This window comes from Cohnella sp. CFH 77786, assembly GCF_019400745.1.
In the GTDB taxonomy this organism is placed as follows: Bacteria; Bacillota; Bacilli; order Paenibacillales; family Paenibacillaceae; genus Cohnella.
The window spans coordinates 1-1,638 of record NZ_WJIB01000040.1 but is presented as its reverse complement, the minus strand read 5'-3'; the positions used below and the strand labels follow the sequence as shown (position 1 = coordinate 1,638).

General features: G+C 50.8%; 1 protein-coding gene. It reads right to left on the bottom strand.

All coding sequences use genetic code 11. From position 1 onward, the window contains the following. The coding region (locus tag GE107_RS26210; RefSeq protein ID WP_219644648.1) for a reverse transcriptase domain-containing protein at positions 1 to 1,099 on the bottom strand (1,099 nt) is incomplete at its 3' end. Positions 1,100 to 1,638: the final 539 nt, after the last annotated feature.

Sequence of the window (1,638 nt, the reverse complement as noted above, 5' to 3'; positions counted from 1 at the left end):
GGTTTATCTTTATCGCCTGTGTCTCAACCGCTTCATGCTGCATTCTTCTCATCGTTTCCTGCACGTTCCCAATGCTTCGCTTTAGTCGCTTCTTCTCCGTCTTTCTGCCCACCATGAAGTTCCCTTGTCGGTTTCGTGTACAGTAATGCGTGAAGCCTAGAAAGTACAGTGTATCCGGCTTTCCTTTTCCTTTGGCCTTGCTGTGCCTGCTTGCAAATCGCCCAAACTCAATCAATCTGGTTTTGCTCGGTTCAAGCTCCAGCTTAAACTTGTGGAGTCGATTCCGGAGCGCTTCCTGAAATCGGATGGCGTCACTTCGGTACTGAAAACAGACGATGAAATCATCGATAATATACCGAATGAGGTAGGCCTCGCCCCTAAGCCGCGGCTTGATAGCTTTCTCAAACCATAGATCCAGCACGTAGTGTAGGTACAGGTTGCTTAGCAAAACACTGATTGAGCCGCCCTGAGGTGTGCCTTCTTCGCTGACGTGAATTTTGCCATCTTCCAGCACACCAACCTTTAACCACCGTTGGATGAGTCGAAGGATTCGTGGATCACCGATGCGGTGTTCCACGAACTTCATCATCCACTCATGGTCCAGACTGCCGAAGAAATTCTTCAGGTCCGCCTCTAACACCCAACCGACCTTTTCTCCAGCTATGATCTCGTTCAATGTCGCCAAGGCATTGTGCTGACCTCTTCCTGGTCTGCCTCCAAACGAGCAGTTTAGAAAGTCCTGCTCGTATATTGCGGTCAATATCTCCGCCGTGCACCTCTGTAAGGCACGATCTGCTACGGCAGGAACGCCTAATGGACGCTTTTCCTTCTTGCCAGGTTTCGGTATCCAGACTCTCCTTACGGCTGGCGGGCGATATCCTTTTCGATGAATCGATGTAAGCATTTCATCTGCCCAAACCTCGAAGGTTTTCATCGCTTCATCTCGGGTAATGCCATCCACACCGGGTGCCGTTCGTTTGGGGATATGCTGCAAGCACTCTCGCAGCCGTTCCTTGGAGATGTGGTGGGTGAGCGAAGTAAACTGAAGTTTCGCATCTTCTCGTGCTTTTGCTGCTATTCTTTCCAATCCCGTTGTCATGGCTAGGTTACTCCTTCCTTTGCATGAAGGCCTGTATCCTCCCGTTGTATGGAGCCCATGTTGCCTTAGAAAGATTCCATTTCTGCTGACCGCTTCCCCATGTAGCAGGCTCTCCCTACCTCGGAGTACTATCAGTCAGTAAGACTTCCGGCAAGTCATCGAGTCTCCCTTGCTTTGCAAGCTTGTTCGACCCTATCCAAAAAAAAAAAAATTGGAAACCGCCGGACCTCCCTTGTTCCCAAGAAACCCTTTGGCAGCATGCTGTAGGTACGAACCCCGGAAGCCTCAGTCATCCCCTCGCCTTAGCGGTGATGCTGTTTCTGCCTTCTCCACAGAGAAATAGGATCGGCTGCTTCGATCACGTTAGATTTCGGGGCTAATGATCCTCTTCACTTGTTTCCGGCCTACTGCCTTCCTGTCTACGCTTCGTCGTACATGTTGCCATGCACCACGCAAGACTCGGTACAGGACTGCTGGCTAAGCTTTGTCCCGATCGCCATCTCAGGCGACACGTGCCTCTTGAGCTTTCAAGGCGCAAT